Below are 24,106 nucleotides of genomic sequence, written 5' to 3'. Positions count from 1 at the left end.
CGTGTGATGTTGTGGTTGAAGCCACTATAGCAGGATGCTAGTATTTGGCAATCAAGACGTTCAGACGTCTATATAAAAATAACCTGCATTGACAGGACAGCCAAAAGGACAACACAACATGAGTAATACCGAGATTCGCGTCGTCACCGGCCCGGCCAACTATTTTTCCCATCCCGGCAGCCTGTCAAGACTCAACGATTTTTTCACCGCAGAGCAACTCTCACGCGCCGTCTGGGTTTACGGTGAACGCGCCATCGACGCGGCCCGCCCTTATCTGCCTGAGGCATTTCATCTTGCCGATGCCAGGCACCTGCTGTTTACGGGACATTGCAGCGAAACCGATGTTACTCAACTGGCAAAAGAGTCAGGAGACAATCGCAGCGTGGTGATTGGTGTGGGCGGCGGGACATTGCTCGACACAGCCAAAGCGCTGGCTCGTCGTCTGGGTCTGCCTTTTGTCGGTATTCCTACTATCGCAGCGACCTGCGCCGCATGGACACCGCTCTCCGTCTGGTACAACGATGCAGGCCAGGCGCTGCATTTCGAAATTTTCGCTGACGCCAATTTCCTCGTGCTGGTCGAGCCAGAGATCGTTCTCAATGCGCCTGAAGAATACTTACTGGCGGGGATCGGCGACACGCTGGCGAAATGGTACGAGGCCGTCGTGCTCGCGCCTGAGCCGGAAAACCTGCCTCTGACCGTACGTCTGGGTATCCATGCTGCGCAGACGATCCGCGACGTCCTGTTGGAAAGCAGCGAGCAGGCGCTGGTCGATAAGCAACAAGGTACGTTAAGCCGCACGTTTTGCGATGTAGTGGATGCAATTATTGCCGGAGGCGGCATGGTCGGCGGTCTGGGTGAGCGCTACACCCGCGTGGCGGCGGCGCATTCGGTACATAATGGCCTGACCGTGCTCCCGCAAACGGAGAAGTTTTTGCATGGCACCAAAGTGGCGTACGGCATACTGGTGCAGAGCGCGCTGCTGGGACAAGATGATGTGCTGGCGCAGTTAATTACCGCCTATCAGCGCTTCAACCTGCCAACCCGGTTGGCTCAACTGGAAGTGGACATCAACAACCGCGCCGAAATCGACAACGTGATTGCGCACACCCTGCGCCCGGTGGAGTCCATTCATGCGCTGCCGGTAACGTTAACGCCACAGACGCTGCGCGCAGCGTTCGAAAAAGTAGAATCGTTTACGGTGTGATTATGGTGTGGGATGCCTGATGGCGGCAACGCAGCGCCCCCCTGGTGCTTACTAGAGTAAGTGACCAGGGTGAACACGCCTGTAGCTTGAATGATGAAGAGCATTAACAGCAGCGCGCGCCGCCTTTCCCCCCATAGCGCGCATCCTGGCGTTCGCGGAAAAATTCTTCGTAGGTCATTGGCGTCAGGTCCGGATGCGTGACGCGCATATGCTCAACATAGTTGTCATAATCCGGCACACCTATCATTAATCGGGCGGTTTGACCTAAATACTTCCCGGCTTTAGAGAGCGTTTCAAACATAGTGGTTCCCTGTCGAACAAACGCCCTCCCCATTCAGGAGAGGGCTCGTTGGTTAAGAGAATATTAGTGCGCGCCTTTCGCCTGCGCCACGATCTCTTCGACATTCTCAGGCATCGGTTCGTATGGCGTTTCTTTCGACGTAGGTTTGTCCTCTTTCAGTGCTGCCAGTGCAGTTTTGATGGAGAACAGACCCAGCACCACAACGACTACCATGAAGAAGATAGTGAGGCCCGCATCCAGGCGGTTGTTAAACACCAACTGCGTCAGCTGCGACTGAGTGTACTGCGCCGGAATATTACCGCTGTCGATCATCGCCTGGAACTTGTTAGCGATGGCGAGGAAGCCAATTTTCGCATCCGGGCTAAACGCTTTCTGCCAGCCGGCGGTCAGGGTACAAATCAGCAGCCAGGCCGTTGGTATCAGCGCCACCCACGCGTAGCGCTGACGTTTCATCTTGAACAGCACCACCGCGCAAAGCATCAACGCCATACCGGCCAGCATCTGGTTGGCGATACCAAACAGTGGCCACAGGGTATTAATACCACCCAATGGATCCACCACGCCCTGGTGCAAGAAGTAACCCCAGGCCAGCACACACAGCGCCGTTGCCAGCAGGTTCGCAGGCAGCGAATCGGTACGTTTCAGACCCGGTGACACCACGCCCAGCAGATCCTGCAGCATAAAGCGTGCGGCACGCGTACCGGCGTCTACCGCCGTCAGAATAAACAGGGCTTCAAACAGAATGGCGAAGTGATACCAGAACGCCACATCCATCATTCCGCCCAGTGCACCATGCAGAATATACGCCATGCCCACCGCCAGCGTCGGCGCACCGCCTGCGCGGGAGATAATGGATTGTTCGCCGACATCGTTCGCAATCTGATGCAGCGTATCAGGCGTGATAACAAAGCCCCAACTGCTCACAACCTGTGCCGCTGACGCAACCACATCGGTGGTTCCGGCAGGTGCCAGTACAGCCATCGGGCTGTTCATCGCAAAGTAGACGCCCGGGTCGATAACGCAGGCCGCCACCAGCGCCATAATGGCGACAAAGGATTCCATCAGCATCCCGCCGTAGCCAATAAAACAGGCCTGACCTTCATTCGCCAGCATCTTCGGCGTGGTGCCGGAGGCAATCAGCGCGTGGAAACCAGAGACCGCACCGCAGGCGATGGTAATAAACAGGAACGGGAACAGGTTACCGCTCCAGACCGGGCCTGTACCGTCAACAAACTTGGTCAGCGCAGGCATGGTCAGCGTCGGACGCATGATCAGAATCCCTACCGCCAGACCAACAATGGTACCGATTTTCAGGAAGGTAGAGAGATAATCACGCGGCGCCAGCAGCAGCCACACCGGCAGTACGGCGGCGACAAAGCCGTATCCCACCAGCATCCAGGTCAACTGTACGCCGGTAAAGTCAAAGTACGGTGCCCAGGTCGGGCTTTCAGCCACCCAGCCGCCGGAAATAATAGCAAACACCAGGAATACCAGACCGATGACCGACACTTCACCAATGCGGCCCGGGCGCAGATAACGCAGGTAAATCCCCATGAAGATCGCCAGCGGGATAGTAAAGGCGACGGTGTAGGTTCCCCACGGACTGTGGGTCAGCGCTTTCACGACGATCATCGCCAGTACCGCGAGGATAATCACCATGATCATAAAACAGGCCACCAGCGCAATGACACCCGCCGTTGGGCCCATCTCTTCTTTCACCAGTTCGCCAAGGGAACGACCATCGCGACGGGTAGAAACAAACAGCACCATAAAGTCCTGCACCGCCCCCGCCAGTACCACCCCGGCAAGCAGCCAGATCATACCCGGCAGATAGCCCATTTGCGCCGCCAGCACCGGTCCAACTAATGGACCCGCTCCAGCAATCGCCGCGAAATGGTGGCCAAACAACACTTTTTTATCGGTAGGAACATAGTCCAGACCATCGTTATGACGCACGGCAGGCGTCATACGCGTCGGGTCCAGCGCCAGTACATTTTTCGCGATGTACAGGCCGTAGAAACGGTAAGCGATAAGGTAGACACAGACCGACGCCACGACTATCCACAACGCGTTGATCTGTTCGCCACGATTTAATGCGATATAGCCGAGGGCAAATGCTCCCATAACGGAGAGCACTGTCCAGACGAGGTACTTCCCTGATTTATTCATACTTGGTTTTCCGTTGTCCTGGTCAGAGAGATGTTACATTTTGTTTCTATAACATCTTTTCTGAATTTAACAACCTGACAACCATGTAAACCCGAAGTATCACTGAGTATTTACATTGCATTGTTAACTGGATCACTTCATTTAGCCGTTAACCCTGCAATTTCATTTTACTTTGTCGGGCGACTCACCCCATCACCGCAGTGCCTAAACGACAGGTGCAACAGCGTCGTCCCTGCTCATCAAAGATGACGATTTCCCAGCTTTGACTCTGACGCCCGAGGTGCAACGGCTGGCAAACGCCGCGCACTTTCCCCTGCGCAACCGCCCGATGGTGCGTGGCGTTCAGTTCCGTACCCACCACACACTGCCCGTCGCGAGTCATCAGATAACCCGCCATCGAACCCAATGTTTCCGCCAGGGCCGCCGACGCGCCGCCGTGCAGCAGACCAAACGGCTGATGCGTCCGGCTATCCACCGGCATTTCGGCTTCCAGCACATCATCCCCCAGTCGGGTATAGACCATGCCTAAATGCGCCACCATCGTGTTCTGACTGGTGGCATTCAGTTCATCCAGCGTTAAATGACGTTTCCAGATCATCGTCATGCCCCCAGCGTGGAGCCGCCGTCCACCACGATATCCTGAAGCGTAATGTGGCTCGCCAGATCGGAAGCGAGGAATAAAATCGTGTTAGCGATTTCCTGTGGACGAGCGATTTTCCCCAGTGGAATGCCGAGCTTAAACTGCTCGCCAAACCCACGAATGCGCTGTTGCTCCGCGTCATCGCTGACCCACAACGTACGCTGCATGTCGGTGTCGGTCGAGCCTGGCGAAACAACATTGCAACGCACACCGCTGCCTGCCAGTTCAAGTCCGACGGTCAGTGCCAGGTTTTTCAGCGCGGCTTTTGACGCACCGTATGCGCTCATACCGATACGCGGCGTGTGCGCCGCATCCGACGCGACGGTCACGATTGCCCCGCCCTGCTGGCGACGAAACTGCGCCATCGTCTGCTGAAACAGATTGAACGCCCCACCAACGTTAACCGCAAACGTCTGCTGCCACTCCTCAATGCTCAGCGCATCGGTGGCCCCCATACGCAAAATACCCGCCGCATTGACCAACACATCCAACCGCTCGCGCGTTTGCAGGACGCGCTGACACACCTCAGCCACCTGTTCAGCATTCGCCACATCCAGCACTTCGGTGGCAAACGGGTAGTTATCCTGAGAAAATTCACGATCGAATCCTGTCACCTCAGCACCCGCTTTCACAAACGCCAGCGCGGTGGTGTAGCCAATCCCTTTTCCCGCGCCGGTTACCCAGACGGTTTTCCCTGCGAAGTCAAATCCTGACATTACTTCACCTCGCGAGAGAGCAGCGTCCACCAGGCGTCAATGGTCGGGTTTTTCGCCAGCATCACGAAGTCAATATCGCCATGAACCTTACGCCAGCGCGCCGCCAGCGCCATCATGCGCACGGAATCCAGTCCGTAGTCGATCAGGTTTTCGTCATCCATCGGCTCTTCGGACTCATCCAGCAGCGGCAGAATAATGCTGCGTAACGCATCTTTGCTGGCCGGTACCGGCGTCGGTAATAATTCCTGAGTCATCACCACACGCCCGGAGCGTCCCGCCACGTATTTCAGCGACATCAGATGTTCGTCACGGCTAAAGTCTGCCAACGCATCGGCAACCATAAACGGCTTGATGTCGCGCATAAAGGCGTCTGTTGCGGTGGTCATACAGCCAATATGCGCATACACGCCGGTAATGATCAGTTGATTACGTCCGGTCTCCTTAAGCATCTGTTCCAGCGGGGAGCGATGAAATGCGCTGTAACGCCATTTCACCAGAATGGTATCCGCTTCATCCGGCGCCAGCGCCTCAACGATTTTCTGCTGTTCCGGCGAACGCGTCAGTCCCGGTCCCCACATATCATTGAGCAGAGCGCGGTCTTCATCACTCTGTTCTTTCGGCTGAGCGGTGTAATACACCGGAATGTTATGCTCTTTGCAGTACTGACGCAGTGCGGCGATGTTAGCGACGACCTGCTCCATCATCGGGCAGTTATCGCCCCAAAAACCGATAAAATAGTCCTGCATGTCGTGGATCAGCAGTGCGGCGCGTTCGGGGTCAAACGCCCAGTCCACTTTGTTCACCGGAACATCAAGCGCCGTGGGTAGCGCATAAGCCTGCAGTTTAGGAATTGCCATCTCTTATTCTCCTTCAGGCCAGTGAACGTGATGCCAGCCACTGACGTAATTGTTTTTTATCTACTTTCCCAACCGGAGTCAGCGGTAACGACTCAACGCACTCCACGCGGTCAGGTAATTTAAATTCCGCTACGCCCTGTTCGCGTAGAAAACGACGCACCTGCACCGCTCGCAGCGGCTCTTTTACCACCAACCAGGCACAGCTTTTCTCGCCCATCAGTTCGTCATCCATACTGACCAGCGCGGCATGGATCACCATCGGGTGGCGCAGCAGCAGGTTTTCAATCTCTTCTGCAGCGATCTTCTCTCCACCGCGGTTGATCTGATCCTTCTCGCGTCCCTGGACGGTGATGTAGCCATCTCGATCGATGGCGATCAGATCGCCGGAGCAGTAAAAACCGTTGGCGTCAAAGGCGCTGGCATTGTGCTCAGGACTGTTGAAGTAGCCGCGGAAGGTGTATGGGCCACGCGTCATCAGGCGCCCGGTTTCTCCCTCGGCTAAAGGGTTGCCGTCAGCGTCTGCTACCCAGACTTCATCATCGGGACACATCGGGCGGCCCTGGGTATTGATGATACGTTCAGGACTGTCGTCCAGACGGGTGTAGTTCACCAGTCCTTCCGCCATGCCGAAGACCTGCTGCAGCTGGCAGCCGATCTCCGCCGGAATACGCGCCGCAAGCGAGGCGGAAAGCCGTGCCCCACCGACCTGTAGCAGCGTCAGCGAAGCCAATTGCGCATTGCTCCCCCACTCCGCAATTGCCTGCAGCCACAGGCTCACCGCTGGCGGCACTAGCGCCGTGACGTTAACCTGATGCTGTTCAATCAGAGGGAAGCACAGGGTGGCGCTCGGGTCAGCCGCCAGCACGACGGTGCCGCCAGCCAGGAATACCCCCAACGCGCCAGGCGAACTCATCGCGTAGTTATGCGCCGCCGGGATCGCGCATAAATAACGCGTTTCCCCGGTGAAGCGGCAAATCTCATTGCTGCGACGCACGCTGTAGTAGTAATCGTTATGGGTACGAGGAATCAGCTTTGGCGTCCCGGTAGTCCCGCCTGAAAGCTGGAAATAGGCCACCTCATCAGCAGGCGATGGCGTGGCGGAAAAATTAGTCGCAGGCTGGCTTATCGCCGTTTGCAGATTGTGTTCGCCTTCATCATTGCGCAGTTGCACCACGCGCACTGAATTGTGTTCAGCCACAAAAGCGTTAAGAAAATCGTCCCCGCTAAACAGCGCATGCTGACGATCGGCAATCAGCAGCGCCGGTTCAATCTGTTTGGCATAGGCGTTAAGTTCATTACGCTGATGGCTGAATAATGCCAGCACCGGAGCTACACCCAGCTTGAGCAGCGCAAAGAAAGTGATATACAGCTCAGCCACGTTGCCCAGTTGCACCAGCGCGGTTTCGCCGGGTTTGATCCCCTGACGGCGCAGGCTGCAGGCGAGATTGTCAGTGGCCTGATTCAGTTGGCGATAGCTCAGGTGGCGTTCGCCATCGATCACCGCCGTATGGTCGCTGTCGGCGTGACGGGTCAGAATGTCGGTCAGCGGCAAATCCTGCCAGTAACCTTTTTCACGATAGCGGCGGGCAAACTCCTCCGGCCAACGGGTGAAAGGAATACTCATTATCGCTCCTTAGAGGCCTGGTCAATAAGGCTCTTAATGCAGTCCAAAAACATTCAACATCGTGGAGAGTTTGGCTCCCGTTTCACGCCATTCCGCAACCGGGGACGAAGCCGGAACAATCCCGGCACCGGCAAAGAAACGTACCTGATTACGCAGCAGCTTCGCACAACGGATCGTCACCACCCATTCGCCGTTACCTTGGGCATCACACCAGCCGACAATGCCACCGAACAGTTCGCGATCGAACGGCTCCAGCTCGGCGATAAGTTTGCGCGCAACCTGATGCGGGAAGCCGCTCAGCGCAGGCGTCGGATGCAGCAGGCACGCGAGCGTCAGGGCGTTTTCTTGCGCGTTGGCTTTACCCTCAAACGGCGTGCCGAGGTGCCAGAGCGTAGGCGTGGTGACCAGTTGCGGAGAAGAAGGGAGTTGCAGTTCACGGCTGCGATCGCGCAGGACATTTTTCATGGCCTGCGTCACCAGTTCGTGCTCATGGCGATCCTTTTCGGACGCCAGCAGGCGGATACCCGCCTCCCGGTCCAGCACATCGTCCGGTTGACGACGTGCCGAGCCTGCCAGCGGTAATGAGCTGAAACGATCGCCTTCTTTGCGTAACAGCAGTTCCGGACTGGCGCCAATCAATACGCCACCGTCTTCAAGAGGGACGTGGAAGTTGTAGCTCGCCGGATTTTGCGCCACCAGGCGCTCCAGCAGCGCCCCGCTGTCAATATTGGCATCAGCGGTGATATCGATCAGACGTGACAACACCACTTTGTCGACTTCCGGGGTTGCCGTCAGCGCAGCCGCGCGAGCGACCATATCTTCAAAGAAGTTCTGTTCCGGGATCGATTTACGTTCAACGACGTTCAGCGACTGATGAGCGTTAAAGTAACGAGATGATTGCTGCTTCGCCGTTCGGGAGAACGTCTGCCACGACTGGGGAATAAACAGCGATGACGGCTGGCGGGTGTCAAAAGGAATCGCCCCGACCATGATGGGGTTAGCGATACCCTGCGCTTTGGCATCAGCAAACAGTGCATGCATTTTCTGTTGGAAAGGGCTGTCTGGCGAATCGCCATCAATTGCCGGTTCCGCATAGCGGGCGAAGCATCCTGACGTCGTAAAACTACGGTACGGCGACATAAAGAAAAAACTGTCGGGAGCGAGCGTCGGCATAGTCTGCGTTTTTTCCTCGGCCAGTGACGTTTCCATATCATCCTCCAAAAATGATAAAAGCTCTAATAATGATTATCATTTATATTTTCGGTCGCTAACCTAAAAGCAAAGCGGCGGTATGTCAACTCTTGTGGCAGCACAATGTGCGACTTTGGCTTGCATCCTTGTCCACTAACAATGAAAATGAGAAGCATTACTTATACTGATAACAGGATGCTGATTCGTGAGTCTCCCCTCTTTTTGCCGCACCGTGCTCTTACTGGCAGGTTTGTCTATTTCAGGAATTTCTTCAGGTTATGCCGCCGACTGGCCGCGTCAGGTTACCGACAGTCGTGGTACGCATACGCTGGAACATAAGCCGCAGCGAATTGTCTCCACCAGCGTCACCCTCACCGGCTCGCTGCTGGCAATTGATGCCCCGGTCATCGCCAGCGGCGCTACTACGCCGAACAATCGCATCGGCGATGCACAGGGCTTTTTACGCCAGTGGAGCGAAGTGGCAAAGGCGCGCAAACTGAGCCGCCTGTATATCGGCGAACCGAGCGCTGAGGCCGTGGCAGCGCAAATGCCGGATCTGATTCTGATCAGCGCCACTGGGGGAGATTCAGCCCTCGCGCTATACGATCAGCTGTCCACCATTGCGCCAACGCTCATCATTAATTACGACGACAAAAGCTGGCAGTCGCTGTTGACGCAGTTAGGTGAAATTACCGGTCAGGAGCAACAGGCGGCTGCGCGTATTGCCGAGTTTGATAAGCAACTGCAGGCGGTCAAGCAGCGTATTACCCTACCGCCGCAACCGGTCAGCGCGCTGGTGTACACCGCTGCAGCGCACAGCGCCAACCTGTGGACGACTGAGTCGGCGCAGGGCAAGCTGATGGAGCAGTTAGGTTTCACCCTGGCACCGCTGCCTGCCGGATTGCACACCAGCCAGAGTCAGGGCAAACGCCACGATATCATCCAGCTTGGCGGTGAGAACCTGGCGGCTGGCCTGAACGGCGAAGCGCTGTTCCTGTTCGCTGGCGACAACAAAGATGCCGACGCCATTTATGCTAATCCGCTGCTGGCACATCTGCCTGCCGTGCAGAATAAACGTGTTTACGCCCTGGGTACGGAAACCTTCCGTCTCGACTACTACAGCGCGACCTTGCTGCTGCAACGTCTGTCAGCTCTCTTTTAATCGCCAGCGCCGGATACGGCTAACGCCTTATCCGGCCTACAAACCGTAGAGGACAACGCTATCCGGCATTCACAGGCATTTGTCGGAATCGGCGCACTTCTCCCAGCAACAGCAGCAGTAGCAGACCGACAATCACCAACCCAAACCCACTTACGCTTGCCGAAGCAACCGGTGTCATCATCGCCCCCAATCCCCCTAACAGCGCCGCGCCGATCGCATCTCCTGTAACGTTCTGCGCAGTCCACAAACCGTTAATTCGCCCGAGCATCGCTTCTGGCGTCTGCGTCTGTAACAGGGTGTACTGCAACAAAGAGCTGACCGCACTCAGCCAGCCGAACAGCGCCAGGCAGACAACACCAAGTTCCCAGACCGGCATCAACCCAAACAGACCGATAGCCAGGAACGAAGCCACGGTCGATACCAGCATGATCAGTCCCGGACGAACGCTGTGCGCCAGTTGTCCGCTGGTCAACGCGCCCACCGCCGCGCCAAGAGGAATGGCCGCATACAGCAGACCTATTTGCGCACTCGACATTTTCCAGTTAATCGCCAACGCGGGATACAACACGCGCACGGCGCTCGCCATAGTCAACAGACCGCCAAGCAGCGCAATGCCGCCAATCAGCGGGCTGGCAAGCAGAAAGCGAAATGCTGCCAGCAGCGATTTTAACGGATGCTCGCGCGGCTGAGGCGGAGGCGGCAGCGCGGGAAGGCTCAGCAACGGCAGCAAGGTAATGAAAGTGCCCGCCGCCGCCAGACCGTAGTTCCAGGCCACGCCACCGGTCGCGAGCAATACTCCGCCAAGCATCGGCGAAATAACCGAACCCAGACGTACCGTCAGCATGGTAATCGCCCCGGCCTGCATCAAATTCTCCCGCCCAACCAGCGCCGGTGTTGCCGCCAGCAACGCGGTCACGCCCAGCGAGGCAAAGAAACCGTCCCATAAGCCAAGCAAATAAATCGCCAGTAACGACGGTTCGGGCAGCAGCGCATTCAGACACAGACCAATAAAGCCGATTCCGCAGGTTCCACGAGCCAACAGGATCACTTTTTTACGCTCATAGCGGTCGGCCAGCACCCCGCCCACCATCAGACCAATAAACATTGCGCTGCCGGTCAACGTCACTGACAAACCTACCTGCCAGGTCGACTGGGTCATCATCTGGATCTGTACCGGAACCGCCACGCCGAGTAGCCCCAGAGAGACAATGGAAATAAAACGGGCGAGGAAGACGGCGCGAAATGCAGGGTGGGTCTTTAACAGGCTGAGATTGAGCAGCCAGGATTGTCGATTCATTACAGAGCCTTACCAGGTACTTTTTCAATATCCATTCGATGGCTGCACATGCTAACATATCCAAATAAGATCGATAACGATAATTACTATCATTATCAGGGAAGTTGATATGTCATGCTCTGTTTCCGCGACACGTGCCTTCGCCGTGCCCGGACTATTGTTATTACTTGTTCTCACCACGGTATTAAGTCTGGTTATTGGCGCCAAGTCGCTACCTGCCTCCGTGGTGCTGGATGCACTTACCGGCAGTTGTCAAAGCGCTGATTGCACCATCGTGCTGGACGCGCGACTGCCGCGCACGCTGGCGGGACTGCTCGCCGGTGGGGCGCTGGGTCTGGCTGGTGCATTAATGCAAACGCTCACGCGTAACCCTCTCGCCGATCCCGGCATTCTGGGCGTTAACTCCGGAGCCAGCTTCGCTATTGTGCTGGGAGCCGCGCTGTTCGGTTTTTCCTCTGCGCAAGAGCAACTGCTGATGGCCTTTTCCGGGGCGCTGGCCGCGTCGCTTATAGTGGCCTTTACCGGCAGCCAGGGCGGCGGGCAGTTAAGCCCGGTACGTCTGACGCTGGCGGGCGTTGCGCTGGGCGCGGTGCTGGAAGGATTATCCACCGGAATCGCCCTGCTCAACCCGGATGTCTACGATCAGTTGCGTTTCTGGCAGGCCGGTTCATTGGATATCCGCAGCCTGCATACGCTGAAGGTCGTCCTGGTGCCGGTACTGATTGCCGCGGCTGTCGCGTTATTCCTTAGCCGTGCTCTGAATAGCCTGAGCCTCGGGAGCGACACCGCCACCGCGCTTGGCAGCAAAGTCGCTCGCACGCAGTTTATTGGCCTGTTGGTGATTACCGTACTGTGCGGCAGTGCGACCGCGATTGTTGGCCCTATCGCCTTTATCGGCCTGATGATGCCGCATATGGCGCGCTGGCTGGTGGGGGCAGATCACCGTTGGTCGCTGCCCGTTACCCTGCTGGCAACCCCCTCTCTGTTGTTAATTGCCGATATCATCGGTCGCCTGATTGTCCCCGGCGAACTGCGCGTTTCAGTGGTCAGCGCATTTATCGGCGCGCCGGTGCTTATCTTTCTGGTACGCAGGAAACCGCGCGGGGGTGGCGCATGATGCACCTCTCCCGCCGCCTGATAGTCAGCAGCCTGCTGCTGGTTGTAGGTTGTCTCGCCGTTGGCTTGTGGAGCCTGCGTAGCGGCGTCGTGACGCTGGAAACCCAGCAAATTATTGCCGCTCTGCTTGGCGATGCGCCGCGCAGTATTACGCTGGTGGTGACCGAATGGCGTTTGCCACGCGTGCTGATGGCGCTATTGATTGGCGCGGCGCTCGGCGTGAGCGGTGCAATATTCCAGTCGCTGATGCGCAACCCGCTGGGCAGCCCGGATGTGATGGGTTTCAATACCGGTGCCTGGAGCGGTGTGCTGGTGGCAATGGTGCTGTTCGGACAGCATCTCACCGCTATCGCGCTTGCGGCCATGGTTGGCGGGGTCCTGACGTCTCTGGTGGTCTGGGCGCTCGCCTGGCGCAATGGTATCGACACCTTCCGGCTGATTATTATTGGGATCGGCATACGCGCCATGCTGGTTGCGTTCAACACCTGGCTACTGCTGAAGGCATCATTAGAAACCGCGCTGACCGCCGGACTGTGGAACGCCGGATCGCTCAATGGCCTGACCTGGGCCAAAACCTGGCCTTCTGCCCCGCTGATTATCCTTATGCTGGTGTGCGCCACGCTGCTGGTGCGCCGGATGCGTTTACTGGAAATGGGTGATGACAGCGCCTGTGCGCTTGGCGTCAGCGTAGAGCGCTCACGCCTGATGATGATGCTGGTTGCGGTTGTACTGACCGCTGCCGCCACCGCGCTGGCTGGCCCTATCTCGTTTATTGCCCTTGTCGCCCCACATATCGCGCGGCGGATTAGCGGCACATCGCGCTGGGGATTAACCCTGTCGGCGCTGTGTGGCGCGTTGCTGCTGTTGATGGCGGATTTATGCGCCCAACAGCTGTTTATGCCTTATCAGCTTCCGGTGGGCGTTGTCACCGTAAGCCTCGGCGGTATTTATCTTATCGTCTTGTTAATTCAGGAGTCCCGCAAAAAATGATCGAATCAGTAGCCCGTTTGCGTGGCGACCAGTTAACGCTGGGTTATGGCAAATTTACCGTAGCGGAAAACCTCAATTTGTCGATTCCAGACGGTCACTTCACCGCAATTATCGGGCCAAACGGCTGCGGAAAATCAACACTACTGCGCACGCTTAGTCGTCTGATGACGCCCGCGCACGGTAAGGTCTGGCTCGACGGCGAGCATATCCAGCACTATGCCAGCAAAGAGGTTGCTCGCAGAATAGGTTTGTTGGCGCAGAACGCCACCACGCCGGGTGATATCACGGTACAGGAGCTGGTTGCCCGTGGGCGCTACCCGCACCAGCCATTGTTTACCCGCTGGCGAAATGAGGATGAAATCGCGGTATCAAACGCAATGCAGGCGACGGGAATCACTCATCTTGCGTCGCAAAGTGTGGATACCCTTTCCGGTGGACAACGCCAGCGCGCATGGATTGCGATGGTGCTGGCGCAGGAAACGTCGATTATGCTGCTCGACGAACCTACCACCTGGCTGGATATCAGCCATCAGATCGATCTGCTGGAGCTGCTGAGTGAGCTAAACCGGGAGAAAGGGTATACGCTGGCCGCCGTTCTGCACGATCTTAATCAGGCGTGTCGCTATGCGACGCATCTGATTGCGCTGCGTGACGGAAAAATTGTTGCCGAGGGTGCGCCGAAGGAAATCGTCACCGCGCAGCTTATTGAAAAAATCTATGGTCTGCGCTGTATGATTATCGACGATCCGGTTGCCGGAACGCCGTTAGTGGTGCCGCTTGGGCGCAATAAATAGCAAGATTTACCGTCTGGCGGACTGCTCGCCGCCAGACGAAAAGTCATCACACCAGTTGTTGGTCAATAAACGTCATTTTTTGCTTACGCGCCACCATGGCGTAATTCAGCAGAACACCACCACACGCCACCATGCCACCCAGCAAAGCGGCCAAAATAACGATCATCGATTTTGCCGGACCATCTTTATGCACTGGCAGCGAAGGTGAAAGTTGATATTTAAATGGCGTAAATTTTACATCATTCACATTCATAGCTAACAGCTGTTCAACGTGATATTGGCGGTTACGTAATTCACCGTTAATTTCAGCAACATCCGTTACCGACTTTTCTATTTCTAATTTACGTGCAATGCCGTCAGCGCCCAGTGAAATAGAGAAATCAGGGTCATCTTTCACCGCCTGGCCATTACTGTAGACCGGTTTTTTAATCCCAGCGGCATTCGCAATTTCCAGTGAATAATGCAGTCGCTGGATTTTGGCGTCCAGTTGATTCTTAAGCCTGACGCGATCCATCTCCAGTCTTTCTTTCTCAAAGCTGGTTTTGATGGACAGTTTATTGCGAATATCTTCCAGCGTTTCTTTCACCACAGCATCAGAAATATACTGGATATAGCCCTTCAGCACAGACTGGGCTTCTTCAGCCTGGGGCGCGGTAAAACTTAGCGTCCATGCGGTATACAGCGAAGTCTCATTCTTTTTTCCCACATTGCTGTCAACGGCGTTCATTTTTTCACTGAGCCTGACAATTGCCCGATGCAGGTCCATTTCATCGATATCAGCGCCTTTCAGTTGTTCCATCACGTAAGGAGAAGAACGCAGATACTCTTCCAACAATGAGGGCGACTGAAATTTTTTGATAAACAGATTAAATACTTCACCACGGCTAACGTTAATATCCATATCCAGCACGCGCAATTTGGTCAACGTATTTTCGAGGTTCTGCCACTGGACGGGCTCGGCCGGCGTCACGATGGCCTGACTGGTCCATTTTTGCGGTAGTAGAAAAGAGACCAGAATACCCACACAGGCAAAGGCGAAAACGGTCGCCATAATTTTCGTCCTGGCGCGCCATAAGATTTCGATTAGATTAACTAAATCGATTTCATTAGCATTTACCGCTGGCTGAGGATATGCAGTAAAATCCGAAACGTTATCTTGCTTAATATTTAATGATGACATGTGTGTGACCTGAGATCCGTACCCAAAGAAGAACATTTCCGAAAGAGAAGTCTACCAGTTAGTAAGATTTATCCGAAACACTCTTTGTGCTCGAAGCCCTACCAAAAATTATATTCGGAATTTATTCACCCCTTTAATCGCCCTCATCACACCAAAAAAGATCAACCCCATAACATAATTATTACATCATGGGGTTATTTGATCGTCGCGATAGTAAGATTCGCTTTGTTACACCGAATTATTGATCAAGGTGTTTATTATTGGCCCTATCGCCTCAAACGAGCTGGGAGAGATAATATCGACATGCGCGCAATCCTGACGATATACATCCAGACTGGATATCCACGGTGACCAACTGCGTTCAGGACTGACCCCCGGCACTAAGGTGCGCTCAGCAACGAACAGCGTGGCGTGACCAGCAAACGGCACGCTGTGTGCCGTGGTGAGCAGGCGAACCGCATCGGCGTAGTTGCCTTCGATAGCATTAAATAAGGCCTCTGACGCATTCCCCTGCTGCGCTGCCAGAAACGCTTCACGTTCACGCTCGATCTCGGCCAGTACCGCGGGATCCAACCCATTGGCCTCCTTTTCCTGCCAGTTTTGCGTTTCCGGCGGCCAGGTATCCAGCAGCCCCAGGAATGCAACTGTCTCTCCTCTGGCATGTAAGCGTGCGGCGATTCCCTGCGCCAACGTCCCACCCAGCGAGTAGCCTAATAAATAATAGGGACCATGAGGCTGCTGGCTGAGCAGCGTTGCCAGGTGATGTTCGCATACCGCATCAAGGTTTTCCGCCGTCTGCATAGGGCCATCCGGTCGCGGCGACTGAATGCCAATAATCGACCACTGCGGACTGAGGTAACGCGACAGCACGCTAAACTGCCAGGCGAAACCCGACGCCGGATGGAAGCAAAACAGCGTTGGGCCATGACTTTCACGCAGCGGCAGCAGCGTCTCGAATCCCAGACGCTGCGACTGTTCATCATCATTGCTCTCCAGCAGTGCACTCAGTTGTTCAACAGTAGAAGCCACCATTATCTGCCCAGGCGTTACCTGACGCTCAAAAATCCGGCTCAACTGCGCTGCCAGTTTCATCGCCAGCAGCGAATGTCCGCCAAGCGCAAAGAAGTCAGCCTCTACGTCATTAACCTCGCAATCCAGCAAAGCCGCAAAAGACTGCGCGATGGCGGTTTCAGTCCCTGCTCGCGGCGCACGTCCTGACGTACGCGACGTCAACTGCGGCATCGGCAGCGCTTTACGATCCAGTTTACCATTTGCACTCAGCGGCAGCTCCGCCAGTTGCAACAATACCGTCGGCACCATATGCGCAGGCAGTTTTTCACGCAGAGTTTCTCGCAATGCAGACGTATCCAGCGGTAACCCCGATTGCGACACCAGATACCCCACCAACTGTCGTGCATCGCCGCCTGTCGCCGCCGCCTGGTTGAATACGCAGGCGTGGGCAACGGCATGTTCGACATCTGGCAGTTGCTGCATCACCCGATCAATCTCACCGAGCTCAATGCGCTGTCCGCGAATTTTAAGCTGGTCATCGCTGCGCCCGAGGTATTCCACTGCGCCATTCTCCAGCCAGCGCGCCACATCCCCGGTCCGGTACATGCGTTCACCAGGGTTAAATGGATCGGCGATAAAGCGGCTCGCAGTTAGATCCGCTCGCCCGAGGTATCCTTGCGCCAGTTGGATCCCCGTCAGATAGAGATCACCTGCCACGCCAAAGGGCACCGGGCGCATCATGGCGTCCAGGATCCGTAAACCGGTATTCCATACCGGATAGCCAATCGGCACGCTATTGCCCGTTACGGCAGCGAGATCGTCCCCCCAGGCCGGATACCAGCTCACATCGACTGCCGCTTCCGTTGGCCCATATAAATTGTGCAGTGGCGCATGAGTCAACTGTTCCCATTCGTGGCATAAATCTGCAGGTAAGGCTTCGCCGCTGCAGAATACCCGTTTCAGCGAGGCACAGCTCTCCCGTGCGGTTTCCGGCGTCAGTGAAGCAACAAAAGCGGCCAGCATAGAGGGAACAAAGTGCGTGGTCGTCACCCCTGACTGCGCAAAGAACTGCTGCATCGCCAGCGGATCGCGGTGCGCTTCAGGTTCTGCCATGACCAGTTTTGCCCCGGCAATAAACGGCCAGAAAAACTCCCATACCGAGACGTCAAAACTGCACGGCGTTTTTTGCGCCACCACATCATCCGCGGTCAGAGGATAGTGATTTTGCATCCACAGCAAACGGTTAACGATGGCTGTTTGCCCAACCATCACCCCTTTTGGTCTGCCGGTAGAACCGGAAGTAAAAATAATATAGGCCGTATGATTAGGTTGAGATAGCGCCAGCGGTGCAGCATCCTCTTCTGGCAGCGGCGCGTTGTAGCACAGACTTTCCAGCTCCGGAATATCGCTAAAGCGCGCCAGTTGCTCTTCGGTCGCGATCAACAATTTTGGCTTCGCGTCTTCGAGCATCATCCGCAGGCGATCGTCCGGGTATCCGGTATCCAATGGCAGCCAGGCGGCTCCCGCCTCAACAATACCGTGCAGCGCCAGCGTGAGGAACACGGAACGCGGTAATGCCACGGCAACGCTGTCACCAGGCTGTACGCCACGTTCGCGCAGGCGGCGCGCCAGCGCCACAACCTGTTGGCGCATTTCACGATAGCTAAACTGATAGCGGGCATCAGCCAGCGCCGGGGCATCCGGCGTTTTATCGGCCTGCTGTACCACCAGCGCGCTCAACGTGGTGGACGGGATCGCCACGGTCGTGTCGTTAATCTTCGCCAGCCGCTCATGTTCTGTCGGCAACAGCATCCCGGCATCGCCGCAGCATAGCGACGGATTGTCGGCAAACTGCGCGATAAGCGCGGTTAAACGCGATGCATGTTGCGCCAGCGTCGCGGCATCGTAGCGCTGTTTATTGGCCAGGATTTCAATACTCAGCCCGCCGTTTTCATCCGGGAACAGCGCCAGCTCCAGATCGTTCACCGGACCTGTCGCCAACGTATGGGTTTGCGCCTGAACGCCAGGAATATTCAGTTGATAGTCGAATATTTTCACGTTCAGTACCGGGCCAAACAGCGGTTCGGCACCGGCTGCGCGCCCGCTGTCGCGAACAATTTGCTCAGCATCATATCGCTGATGTCGGCGCATTTTCTTCAACTGTGCGGCCAGTCGTTGGGCAAGTGCAGGCAAGCTTTCTGCCGCATTCAACTGCACGCCAAATGGCAGGACGTTTAAAACCGGTCCGGTGGACGTGAGCGCCGCCGACCCCATACGCCGCATAAAGATAAACCCGGCGGCATATTCCATTCGGCTGCATAAACGTCCGAGCCACAGCGCCACCAGCGCAAGGGCCAGATCCGCACGCTGAACGTCTGGCATACGTGCCGCAAGCCGGCGAAACTCCCCTTCAGGCGCGGTTAACTTCAGACGAATAATATCCGCGCTGGCCGACCGCCCTGGCAGGGGTTTGTTAGACAGCGAAGCCGGAGGTGGGAGTTGCTTTCGCTGCTCGGTCCAGAAGGCGCCGTCGCGTTGCCAGGCATCGCTTTGCCGATACTGTTGATACTCTTCCACCACCTCAGAAAATGGCGTAAAAGGTGATTCCGGCGTGGACTCGCCATGCAGCCATGCGCGGTAAATCGCGGCTATCTGGCGGGTAATGGCCGGGAAACTGAAGCCATCAACCAGCAGATGATGGTAACGCTGATACCAATACCAACGCTTTTCTCCCACCTGAATGAGCAGGTGAAAAACCAGCGGCTTAGTGCCATCAGCACGGATGTCCTGCTGCAGGTCAGCCTGCATCAAGGCGCGCGCTGCCGCATGCGGATCGGATTTTTCGCGCAGATCGATAATTTCTGGTGGCGCAAAGGCAAGCGCAGAGTCTACCCATTGCCAGACCTCGCCGTTATCTTCGCTAAACCGCATCCTTAGAGTATCGGCCTGCTCCAGACCCGCCACTACCGCTTTCGCCAGCAACGGTGCGTCCAGTTCGCCGGTTAATTCTACGTAGTGCGCCACGCTCCACGCTGAGGGCAATGTGGAGAGTTTTTCTGCCATCCAGATCCCCGGCTGAGCCGCAACTAACGGTAAACGTTGAGTCATGGAGCCTCCTGCACATCGACGTAGTTCGCTGGCGTCAGCGTGGTCCAGTTTGCATCCAGCCATTGCTGGCAGGCTTCCTGTGATTGGGGTTCGCACGCGACCGTCCAGCCAACAGGAAGTGAGCATTGCTGCGGCCAAAGGCTAAACTGACGTTGGGGATTTTGCAGAATGTAAAACTGGCCCTGCGGATTATCGAAGGGGTTACTGAATTCCATACTCAACTCCTGTCGTGGAACATCGTCCGGTTAAATCGTGTCGGTAAGCGGTTGCCAGAGCGTGATCAGCCCTTGCATCAGTCCGCCGCGCCAGCAAAGCGCATCGTGTCCACCATCAACCTGACGCCAGAAAATAGACTGTGGTGCAGAGGGTAACTGGGCATAAAGCGCCTGATTTGCGCGATAAATAATGGGTTCGCGGATCCCTGCTTCCAGGACAATACGCAGCCCCTGGGCGCTTATCTTTCCGCTCTTCAGTTGCTCAACGATCGCCCCATCCTGATGACCACCGCGATGCGGCCACCAATAAGAGCCCGACTGGCTGAGCACGCAGCCAAAGCGCGCGGGCCAGTTCAGCCCGGCATACAGCGATGACAGCCCGCCAAAACTTTGCCCGGCGACGACTGTACGCTGCGGGTCGTCACTGAACGCGGTCGTGGTCTTCACCAGCGGCAATAACTCCTGCTGTACCGCCAACCAAAAATCCGCATTACACGGCAGTTCGCGGCTGCGGTGAGCCGTGTCGATGGTATCAATCAGGAGATAAACGGCGGGCGGGAGGTGTCCGCGATGGGTGAGTGAAGTCAGCGCAGGCCAGACCGGCATACTTTGTGCCCAAAACTGTCCGTCCAGCAGGATGGCCAGCGGACGCGCTTCCGGCTGGGCTTCACCAGTGGTAAACACCCACACGCGGCGTGTATTGCCGAGTCTGGCGCTACGCCATTGCAGGCAAACTGCGGGCGAGTCGGGGTTTTCAGGTCGATCCCATCCCGGTTGTACGGGTGCATCAGGCATTTCCAGCGCAGACACCGCATGGCCACGACCGCCCTGCCAGCTCTGCGGATTGAGGGGATCGGCAATAGCCTGCGGCAACAATTGCCGCCAGCCTTCACGCAGCACGGTTCGGTCAGGCGCTTCGCCCGGCGTCTGCGCAGCAAAAATATCATTTCGTTCTGTTGGGATGAAACAGTAACTGCCGCGCCAGTTGGCGCTGAGGGAAACACTCCAGCACCAAACATTTGTTCCGTCAATGCGTTGCATCGACTGCGGGGTGGCATTTTGATGGTGGTCGGTGACGCCGGTGATATAGACCCATACGCGATGAATGGCTGACTCTTTTTCCGTTCCCTGCGGGTCGCGCCACCAGAAGGTTACCCGATAATTTCCGTTGTCTTCACGCTCCCACTCCGGGCCTTTTTTTGACTGCCACCACGCCTCGCTTCCCATCTTTAACGTCGTCACCGCCATAACCCCATGTTTATTGTCAAATTTTATGATCTAGCGTGAAATATATTGATAATATTATTGATAACTATTTGCATTTGCAATAGCGTATTGTCGCGCTGTGGGAAGCGCGCACAGTTTTTCACCACTTATAAACCGGCCTGGCGCTGCGTACTTTTTCTGGAATGGAGGGTTTACGCGGATGCGGGCGACATCAGACCAAATGCCGCACCACGGCACATTGGTACTCGTGGCTAAAAGAACAGCAGGACATACAATGAACAACAAGATTCATTCACTGGCCTTATTGGTCAATTTAGGGATTTACGGGGTAGCCCTGCCAGCGATGGCAGAAGATCAAACCGATAGCGCCGCTGTCTCTCATGAAGACACCATCGTGGTTACCGCCGCCCAGCAGAACCTGCAGGCACCGGGCGTTTCAACCATTACCGCTGATGAAATTCGTAAGAATCCTCCCGCTCGCGATGTGTCGGAAATCATCCGTACCATGCCAGGCGTCAACCTGACCGGTAACTCAACCAGCGGTCAACGCGGCAACAACCGCCAAATCGATATTCGCGGCATGGGGCCGGAAAACACCCTGATTCTGATCGACGGCAAACCGGTAACCAGCCGTAACTCTGTGCGTCAGGGCTGGCGCGGCGAGCGTGATACCCGCGGCGATACCGCCTGGGTGCCACCAGAAATGATCGAACGTATTGAAGTGCTGCGTGGTCCTGCCGCGGCACGCTATGGCAACGGTGCGGCTGGCGGCGTGGTGAATATCATCACCAAAAAAGGCAGCAACGAATGGCACGGCTCCTGGGATACCTATTTCAACGCCCCGGAACATAAAGACGAAGGTTCAACCAAACGCACCAACTTTAGCCTGAACGGTCCGCTGGGCGGGGATTTCAGCTTCCGTTTGTACGGTAATCTCGATAAAACCCAGGCCGACGCGTGGGATATCAACCAGGGTCATCAGTCAGAACGTACCGGCACGTATTCAAATACTTTACCGGCCGGTCGTGAAGGGGTGATCAACAAAGACATTAACGGCGTGGTTCGCTGGGATTTCGCCCCGCTCCAGTCACTGGAACTGGAAGCTGGCTATAGCCGTCAGGGCAACCTGTATGCGGGCGACACTCAAAACACCAACACCAACCAACTGGTGAAAGATAACTACGGGAAAGAGACCAACCGTCTTTACCGCCAGAACTACTCTCTGACCTGGAACGGCGGCTGGGATAACGGCGTCACTACCAGTAACTGGGTGCAGTATGAACATACGCGTAACTCCCGTACGCCGGAGGGCCTGGCGGGGGGTACCGAAGGGATTTTCGACCCGAATGCGTCACAAAAATACCTCGACGCCGACCTGAGTGACGTCATGCTGCACAGTGAAATCAGCATTCCGTTAGATCTGCTGGTTAACCAAAATCTGACGCTCGGTACCGAATGGAACCAGCAGCGCATGAAGGACATGTTGTCCAATTCGCAGACCTTTATGGGCGGTGATATTCCAGGGTCCAGCAGCACCAACCGCAGCCCGTACTCAGACGCAGAGATTTTCTCTCTGTTTGCTGAAAACAACATGGAACTGACCGACAGCACCATGCTGACGCCAGGTTTGCGTTTCGATCATCACAGCACTGTGGGCGATAACTGGAGTCCGTCCCTGAACCTTTCCCAAGGTCTGGGCGATGACTTCACCCTGAAGATGGGGATTGCGCGCGCCTATAAAGCGCCAAGCCTGTATCAGCTCAACCCGAACTACATTCTGTACAGTAAAGGTCAGGGTTGCTACGCCACCGGCTCCGCGACCGGTATTGGTTGCTATATGATGGGCAACGATGATCTGAAGGCCGAAACCAGTATCAACAAAGAGATTGGTCTGGAGTTCAAACGCGACGGCTGGCTGGCTGGGGTAACCTGGTTCCGCAACGATTACCGTAACAAGATTGAAGCAGGTACGGTCCCGTTCGACAGAACGTCTATCACCAACAAAGGGAAAACGACTTATACCGATATCTATCAGTGGGAAAACATTCCTAAAGCGGTAGTTGAAGGTTTGGAAGGGACGTTGAACGTGCCGGTTAGCGAAACCGTTAACTGGACTAACAACATCACCTACATGCTGCAAAGTAAGAATAAAGAGACCGGCGAGCGCCTGTCGATTATTCCTGAATACACGCTGAACTCGACCCTGAGCTGGCAGGCACGTGAAGATCTGTCATTGCAATCCACCTTCACCTGGTACGGCAAACAGCAGCCGAAAAAATACGATTACCAGGGTAAACCCGTTACCGGTAGCTCGGCCAGTGAAGTCAGCCCATACAGCATCGTCGGCCTGAGTGCGACCTGGGATGTGACGAAAAACGTCAGCCTGACCGGCGGCGTGGATAACGTCTTTGACAAACGTTTATGGCGTGAAGGGAATGCCCAGACCACGGGCGATATCGTGACCGGGAACTATATGGCGGGCGCAGGCGCGCACACCTATAACGAACCGGGCCGGACGTGGTTCATGAGCGTTAACACACACTTCTGATAACGTTTTTCCCTCTCCTCGCTGCGGGGAGAGGGAAACCGTAAGAAATCATGCACACAACGCACATCCCGCTCCCTTTCGCAGATCATACGCTGCACATTGTCGAATTTGATCCCGACACTTTCCATGAGCACGACCTGCTCTGGCTTCCCCACCACACTCAGCTCCACTCCAGTGGGCGTAAGCGTAAAGCTGAGCATTTAGCGGGGCGTATTGCCGCAGTCCACGCACTGCGTGAATTTGGCCACAAAACCGTGCCCGGCATCGGTGTGCAACGCCAACCATTGTGGCCGCAGGATCTGTTTGGCAGCATCAGCCATAGCGCAACAACGGCGCTGGCGGTCGTATCAACGCATCCCATTGGGCTGGATATAGAAGCTATTTTTACACCACAAACCGCAGTTGAGCTGGCTGATGGCATTATTGATAACCACGAACATCAGATTTTGCAGCATGCCTGCCTGCCCTTTCCGCTCGCCTTAACCCTGGTATTCAGCGCAAAGGAGAGCCTGTATAAGGCGTTTTCCAATCAGGCATCGGGGCTACCAGGTTTCACCAGCGCAAAAATCACCGCACTCACGACTCAGCAATTAACATTACAAATCATGCCGTCATTTTCGGCAAACCTCGGCAATCAAGAAGTTAACGTTCATTGGTTTCAGCGTGATAAAAATATCGTGACGCTATTTCCATTCTCACCATCAGGATCGTGATCCTTTTCTCTTTTTAAGAAATTAGCTGCGCAAATCGTAG

At 55.8% G+C, this 24,106-nt stretch carries 19 protein-coding genes; 7 read left to right on the top strand and 12 right to left on the bottom strand.

Features of this window, described 5'->3' with window-relative positions:
- Window positions 1–118 precede the first annotated feature (118 nt).
- Window positions 119–1,207: an oxidoreductase gene (locus tag OGV75_RS11390; RefSeq protein ID WP_181546381.1), complete on the top strand. Its 1,089-nt coding sequence runs from the start codon at window positions 119–121 to the stop codon at window positions 1,205–1,207.
- A gap of 103 nt (window positions 1,208–1,310) precedes the next feature.
- On the opposite strand, the gene OGV75_RS11385 is transcribed toward OGV75_RS11390, so the two are convergent.
- From OGV75_RS11385 to entC, 7 genes are all read right to left on the bottom strand, one after another.
- Window positions 1,311–1,508, bottom strand: a complete 198-nt coding sequence (locus OGV75_RS11385) for a YbdD/YjiX family protein (RefSeq protein WP_019076244.1) — start codon at window positions 1,506–1,508, stop codon at window positions 1,311–1,313.
- Window positions 1,509–1,571: 63 nt separating this feature from the next.
- Entirely contained in the window at window positions 1,572–3,677 is a 2,106-nt protein-coding gene (gene cstA / locus OGV75_RS11380; RefSeq protein WP_286480680.1) for a pyruvate/proton symporter CstA, read from the bottom strand.
- A gap of 184 nt (window positions 3,678–3,861) precedes the next feature.
- Window positions 3,862–4,275 (bottom strand): proofreading thioesterase EntH, encoded by a 414-nt coding sequence (gene entH, locus OGV75_RS11375; protein WP_029139447.1) that lies wholly within the window; start codon window positions 4,273–4,275, stop codon window positions 3,862–3,864.
- A 2-nt stretch (window positions 4,276–4,277) separates the two neighbouring features.
- Window positions 4,278–5,033 (bottom strand): 2,3-dihydro-2,3-dihydroxybenzoate dehydrogenase EntA, encoded by a 756-nt coding sequence (gene entA, locus OGV75_RS11370; RefSeq protein ID WP_103765998.1) that lies wholly within the window; start codon window positions 5,031–5,033, stop codon window positions 4,278–4,280.
- A complete protein-coding gene (locus OGV75_RS11365) occupies window positions 5,033–5,890 on the bottom strand; it encodes an isochorismatase (RefSeq protein ID WP_016152199.1) in 858 nt (285 codons plus the stop codon). Before OGV75_RS11365 ends, entA begins: the two co-directional genes overlap by 1 nt.
- Window positions 5,891–5,903: 13 nt before the next feature.
- Complete coding sequence (gene entE / locus OGV75_RS11360; RefSeq protein ID WP_046275113.1) at window positions 5,904–7,514, bottom strand: (2,3-dihydroxybenzoyl)adenylate synthase EntE; 1,611 nt, start codon at window positions 7,512–7,514, stop codon at window positions 5,904–5,906.
- A 33-nt stretch (window positions 7,515–7,547) separates the two neighbouring features.
- Window positions 7,548–8,723: an isochorismate synthase EntC gene (gene entC, locus OGV75_RS11355; RefSeq protein WP_016152197.1), complete on the bottom strand. Its 1,176-nt coding sequence runs from the start codon at window positions 8,721–8,723 to the stop codon at window positions 7,548–7,550.
- Between the two features lie 187 nt (window positions 8,724–8,910).
- Between entC and fepB the strand changes: the two genes are divergently transcribed.
- The gene (gene fepB / locus OGV75_RS11350; RefSeq protein ID WP_181634924.1) at window positions 8,911–9,867 is read left to right on the top strand and encodes a Fe2+-enterobactin ABC transporter substrate-binding protein; all 957 of its coding nucleotides are present in this window, start codon (window positions 8,911–8,913) and stop codon (window positions 9,865–9,867) included.
- 58 nt (window positions 9,868–9,925) lie between these two features.
- Here fepB and entS read toward each other — a convergent pair whose 3' ends face one another.
- Entirely contained in the window at window positions 9,926–11,164 is a 1,239-nt protein-coding gene (gene entS / locus OGV75_RS11345; RefSeq protein WP_286480679.1) for an enterobactin transporter EntS, read from the bottom strand.
- Window positions 11,165–11,273: 109 nt separating this feature from the next.
- Between entS and fepD the strand changes: the two genes are divergently transcribed.
- The 3 genes from fepD to fepC are packed head-to-tail and all read left to right on the top strand — an operon-like array spanning window position 11,274 to window position 14,064.
- Window positions 11,274–12,281 carry a Fe(3+)-siderophore ABC transporter permease gene (gene fepD / locus OGV75_RS11340; RefSeq protein ID WP_115190843.1) on the top strand — a complete coding sequence of 336 codons (1,008 nt, stop codon included), beginning with the start codon at window positions 11,274–11,276 and terminating at the stop codon, window positions 12,279–12,281.
- The gene (fepG, locus tag OGV75_RS11335) at window positions 12,278–13,270 is read left to right on the top strand and encodes an iron-enterobactin ABC transporter permease (RefSeq protein WP_016152193.1); all 993 of its coding nucleotides are present in this window, start codon (window positions 12,278–12,280) and stop codon (window positions 13,268–13,270) included. Before fepD ends, fepG begins: the two co-directional genes overlap by 4 nt.
- Window positions 13,267–14,064, top strand: a complete 798-nt coding sequence (gene fepC, locus OGV75_RS11330) for an iron-enterobactin ABC transporter ATP-binding protein (protein ID WP_286480677.1) — start codon at window positions 13,267–13,269, stop codon at window positions 14,062–14,064. The genes fepG and fepC overlap by 4 nt, the downstream gene beginning before the upstream one ends.
- Before the next feature lie 46 nt (window positions 14,065–14,110).
- Here fepC and wzz(fepE) read toward each other — a convergent pair whose 3' ends face one another.
- The 4 genes from wzz(fepE) to fes all read right to left on the bottom strand — a co-directional run bounded on the left by wzz(fepE) (window position 14,111) and on the right by fes (window position 20,826).
- Window positions 14,111–15,244 carry an LPS O-antigen length regulator Wzz(fepE) gene (wzz(fepE), locus tag OGV75_RS11325; protein ID WP_047501786.1) on the bottom strand — a complete coding sequence of 378 codons (1,134 nt, stop codon included), beginning with the start codon at window positions 15,242–15,244 and terminating at the stop codon, window positions 14,111–14,113.
- A gap of 228 nt (window positions 15,245–15,472) precedes the next feature.
- On the bottom strand, window positions 15,473–19,363 hold the full coding sequence (gene entF / locus OGV75_RS11320; protein ID WP_286480676.1) for an enterobactin non-ribosomal peptide synthetase EntF: 3,891 nt from the start codon (window positions 19,361–19,363) through the stop codon (window positions 15,473–15,475).
- A complete protein-coding gene (locus OGV75_RS11315; protein WP_053388568.1) occupies window positions 19,360–19,578 on the bottom strand; it encodes an MbtH family protein in 219 nt (72 codons plus the stop codon). The genes entF and OGV75_RS11315 overlap by 4 nt, the downstream gene beginning before the upstream one ends.
- 30 nt (window positions 19,579–19,608) lie before the next feature.
- Entirely contained in the window at window positions 19,609–20,826 is a 1,218-nt protein-coding gene (fes, locus tag OGV75_RS11310) for an enterochelin esterase (RefSeq protein WP_016152189.1), read from the bottom strand.
- Between the two features lie 253 nt (window positions 20,827–21,079).
- Between fes and OGV75_RS11305 the strand changes: the two genes are divergently transcribed.
- Together OGV75_RS11305 and entD are read left to right on the top strand one after the other, a co-directional pair.
- Window positions 21,080–23,353 carry a TonB-dependent siderophore receptor gene (locus OGV75_RS11305; protein ID WP_286480675.1) on the top strand — a complete coding sequence of 758 codons (2,274 nt, stop codon included), beginning with the start codon at window positions 21,080–21,082 and terminating at the stop codon, window positions 23,351–23,353.
- Window positions 23,354–23,403: 50 nt separating this feature from the next.
- The gene (gene entD / locus OGV75_RS11300; protein WP_047415103.1) at window positions 23,404–24,066 is read left to right on the top strand and encodes an enterobactin synthase subunit EntD; all 663 of its coding nucleotides are present in this window, start codon (window positions 23,404–23,406) and stop codon (window positions 24,064–24,066) included.
- The last annotated feature ends 40 nt before the right edge of the window (window positions 24,067–24,106 follow it).

It is taken from the genome of Citrobacter sp. Cb028, assembly GCF_030336705.1.
In the GTDB taxonomy this organism is placed as follows: domain Bacteria; phylum Pseudomonadota; class Gammaproteobacteria; order Enterobacterales; family Enterobacteriaceae; genus Citrobacter; species Citrobacter braakii.
The sequence above is the reverse complement of the archived record's forward strand: the minus strand, read 5'-3'. Positions and strand labels throughout refer to the sequence as shown.

Coding starts and splice junctions, on each gene's coding strand:
- OGV75_RS11390 (WP_181546381.1), top strand. CDS start 119: ATGAGTAATACCGAGATTCGCGTCGTCACCGGCCCGGCCAACTATTTT.
- OGV75_RS11385 (WP_019076244.1), bottom strand. CDS start 1,508: ATGTTTGAAACGCTCTCTAAAGCCGGGAAGTATTTAGGTCAAACCGCC.
- cstA (WP_286480680.1), bottom strand. CDS start 3,677: ATGAATAAATCAGGGAAGTACCTCGTCTGGACAGTGCTCTCCGTTATG.
- entH (WP_029139447.1), bottom strand. CDS start 4,275: ATGATCTGGAAACGTCATTTAACGCTGGATGAACTGAATGCCACCAGT.
- entA (WP_103765998.1), bottom strand. CDS start 5,033: ATGTCAGGATTTGACTTCGCAGGGAAAACCGTCTGGGTAACCGGCGCG.
- OGV75_RS11365 (WP_016152199.1), bottom strand. CDS start 5,890: ATGGCAATTCCTAAACTGCAGGCTTATGCGCTACCCACGGCGCTTGAT.
- entE (WP_046275113.1), bottom strand. CDS start 7,514: ATGAGTATTCCTTTCACCCGTTGGCCGGAGGAGTTTGCCCGCCGCTAT.
- entC (WP_016152197.1), bottom strand. CDS start 8,723: ATGGAAACGTCACTGGCCGAGGAAAAAACGCAGACTATGCCGACGCTC.
- entS (WP_286480679.1), bottom strand. CDS start 11,164: ATGAATCGACAATCCTGGCTGCTCAATCTCAGCCTGTTAAAGACCCAC.
- fepD (WP_115190843.1), top strand. CDS start 11,274: ATGTCATGCTCTGTTTCCGCGACACGTGCCTTCGCCGTGCCCGGACTA.
- fepG (WP_016152193.1), top strand. CDS start 12,278: ATGATGCACCTCTCCCGCCGCCTGATAGTCAGCAGCCTGCTGCTGGTT.
- fepC (WP_286480677.1), top strand. CDS start 13,267: ATGATCGAATCAGTAGCCCGTTTGCGTGGCGACCAGTTAACGCTGGGT.
- entF (WP_286480676.1), bottom strand. CDS start 19,363: ATGACTCAACGTTTACCGTTAGTTGCGGCTCAGCCGGGGATCTGGATG.
- OGV75_RS11315 (WP_053388568.1), bottom strand. CDS start 19,578: ATGGAATTCAGTAACCCCTTCGATAATCCGCAGGGCCAGTTTTACATT.
- fes (WP_016152189.1), bottom strand. CDS start 20,826: ATGGCGGTGACGACGTTAAAGATGGGAAGCGAGGCGTGGTGGCAGTCA.
- OGV75_RS11305 (WP_286480675.1), top strand. CDS start 21,080: ATGAACAACAAGATTCATTCACTGGCCTTATTGGTCAATTTAGGGATT.
- entD (WP_047415103.1), top strand. CDS start 23,404: ATGCACACAACGCACATCCCGCTCCCTTTCGCAGATCATACGCTGCAC.